General features: G+C 50.7%; 4 protein-coding genes. All 4 read left to right on the top strand.

Translation table 11 applies throughout. The features are described 5' to 3' along the window. A partial coding sequence (rpsI, locus tag MED297_RS11790; RefSeq protein ID WP_008045205.1) for a 30S ribosomal protein S9 occupies positions 1-153 on the top strand: 153 nt, incomplete at its 5' end. Between the two features lie 215 nt (positions 154-368). Continuing rightward, the gene (gene petA / locus MED297_RS11795; RefSeq protein WP_008045210.1) at positions 369-956 is read left to right on the top strand and encodes a ubiquinol-cytochrome c reductase iron-sulfur subunit; all 588 of its coding nucleotides are present in this window, start codon (positions 369-371) and stop codon (positions 954-956) included. Positions 957-958: 2 nt separating this feature from the next. Then, positions 959-2,209, top strand: coding sequence for a cytochrome b (locus MED297_RS11800; protein WP_008045211.1), 1,251 nt, complete (start codon positions 959-961; stop codon positions 2,207-2,209). Next, a partial coding sequence (locus MED297_RS22320) for a cytochrome c1 (protein WP_008045213.1) occupies positions 2,206-2,768 on the top strand: 563 nt, incomplete at its 3' end. The genes MED297_RS11800 and MED297_RS22320, both read left to right, overlap by 4 nt.

A 2,768-nucleotide genomic window follows, 5' to 3' on the forward strand; every position in this document is an offset into this window, starting at 1 on the left:
CACGGCATCACACGTGCGTTGATTGAGTATGATGAAAACCTGCGTGCACCTCTGCGCGAAGCTGGATTCGTTACTCGAGATGCTCGTATGGTTGAGCGTAAGAAAGTGGGTCTGCGTAAAGCGCGTAAGAAGCCACAGTTCTCCAAGCGTTAATACGCAAAGGAACGAATACAAACCCGGGTTTATCCCGGGTTTTTTGTTTTCGGATTTTATTTCGAGAGTGGAGGGCCTGCTGTAAAGCCTGAAAGCCTTGAAACCGGCGGTTCTCACGAAACCTTTTCTTGTCAGAAACCGTGATTTTCTTTAGTATCTGCGGCAATTTTGTGATAACTGCAGCATAATTTCCTTTCGACTAGAGGATGATAATAATGACGCAAGACGGCGTAAATCAGGGTCGACGCCGGTTCCTTTACATTGCTACCGGTGCCGTAGGCGCGGTGGGAGCAGTGGGAGTGGCCACACCGTTCGTAAAATCATGGTTTCCAAGTGAAAAGGCCAAGGCGATTGGAGCGCCTGTTAAGGTCGATCTTAGCAGCCTTCGGCTGGGCGAAATGCGAGTTGCCGAATGGCGTGGCAAGCCGATTTTTATTGTACGCCGTACGCCAGAGATGATTGAGCGCCTGAAGGGCGACACCATTAAATCTCGCTTGTCTGATCCGAATTCAGAAGTCGAGCAGCAGCCAGAGTTTGCTAAAAACGATACCCGAAGCCTCGAAGAAGAGCTGTTGGTTATTGAGGGTGTCTGTACGCATTTGGGATGTTCGCCGAAGTATGTTCCGGCTGTTGAGCCTCAGGCATACGATGCCAATTGGCAGGGTGGCTTCTTCTGTCCTTGTCATGGTTCTCGCTTCGACCTGTCGGGCCGCGTCTATTCAGGCGTACCGGCGCCGACCAATCTGGTGGTTCCGCCCCATAAAGTCGAAGGTAATATTTTAACAGTCGGTGAGGTGGCCTGATTATGAGTACGAAAAATTTCAAGCCAGCCTGGCTGGACTGGATCGATCGTCGTCTGCCAGTGACCAATGCTTACGAAAAGCATATGTCCAAGTACTACGCGCCGAAGAACTTTAACTTCTGGTACGTGTTCGGGCTGCTGGCCATGATCGTCTTTGCCAATCAGATCCTGACTGGTATCTGGTTGACCATGTCTTATGTTCCCAGCGCTGCGGAAGCATTTAACTCGCTCGAGTACATCATGCGTGATGTTCAAATGGGTTGGTTGATTCGTTATATGCACTCAACCGGGGCGTCCTTTTTCTTCTTGGTTGTCTATCTGCACATGTTCCGTGGCGTGTTGTATGGTTCTTATCAAAAGCCGCGTGAGCTGATCTGGATCTTCGGTATGTTTGTGTACCTGATCATGATGGCAGAAGGGTTCATGGGCTATGTGCTTCCATGGGGTCAAACCTCCTATTGGGGTGCTCAGGTAATCATTTCTCTGTTTTCTGCAATCCCTGTGGTCGGTGAAGGTCTGGCTGAATGGATTCGAGGTGACTTCCTGATCTCCGGTATTACCTTGAACCGTTTCTTTGCGCTGCATGTGATCGCGCTGCCACTGGTGTTGGCGCTGTTGGTTGTGCTGCATGTTCTGGCGCTTCACGAGGTTGGCTCTAATAATCCGGAAGGCATTGATATCAAGAAGCACGTTGATAAAAACGGTGTTCCGCTCGATGGTGTGCCATTCCATCCGTATTTCACGGTGGGTAAGTTGCCTCAGGTTGTTTTGTTCCTGTTTGTGTTCTGTGGTGTGATTTTCTTTATGCCAGAGGGCGGCGGCTACTTCCTGGAGCATCCGAACTTTGAGCCGGCTAACGCGTTGAAGACACCGGATCATATTGCGCCGACCTGGTACTACGGTGCGTTCTATTCGATTCTTCGAGCCATCGACTTCCCAATCCTGTTCATTGAGGCCAAGTTGGGTGGCTTTATGGCGATGGGCGCGGCGATTGCCATCCTGTTTGTACTGCCTTGGCTGGACCGCAGTCCGGTGCGTTCATGGCGCTACAAAGGCTGGATGAGCAAGACAGCGATTATTCTGTTTGCCATCGCCTTTGCGGTTCTTACGTACTTGGGTGGTCAGCCGGTAACGGCACTGAATGGTATCCTGGCTAAAATCGGCACTGTGATTTACTTCGCCTTCTTCCTGCTGATGCCGTTCTACACGAAATGGGAGAAAACCAAGCCAGTACCAGAGAGGATTCCGGAATGAAGAAGATTCTGTCAATTTTAGCACTGTCGGTACTGGCTAATGTGGCCTATGCCGCTGGTGGAGGAGATGTGCATCTGGATCACATGTCACCAGATGCGACCGATAATGTGTCCATGCAGAAAGGTCTGCGAACCTTTATGGACTATTGTGCGGGTTGTCACTCACTGTCATACGCGCGCTACAATCGTGTTGCTCGTGATTTGGATATTCCTGAAAGCATCTTCATGGAAAATATTGTCTTTGATCCGAATGCCAAATTCGGGGATCTGATGAAGTTTCCGATGTCGTTGGAAGATGGCAAGCAATGGTTTGGTGCGGCGCCGCTGGATCTGACGATGGTTACCCGAGTACGTGGCGTTGATTGGGTCTACACCTACCTGCGTAGTTTCTATGCTGATGACAGCCGTCCGTACGGTGTGAACAATGCGGTTTTCCCGGACGTAGGTATGCCGCATGTGTTATTGCCACTGCAGGGTTTGTGCGCGCAAGCGCCTCACGCTGCTGAGGAAAATGCCGTGGACCCCTTAACGGGTAATGCTATTTCAGCGGATGCCTGTGC

The organism is Reinekea blandensis MED297 (genome assembly GCF_000153185.1).
GTDB classification, from domain to species: Bacteria; Pseudomonadota; Gammaproteobacteria; order Pseudomonadales; family Natronospirillaceae; genus Reinekea; species Reinekea blandensis.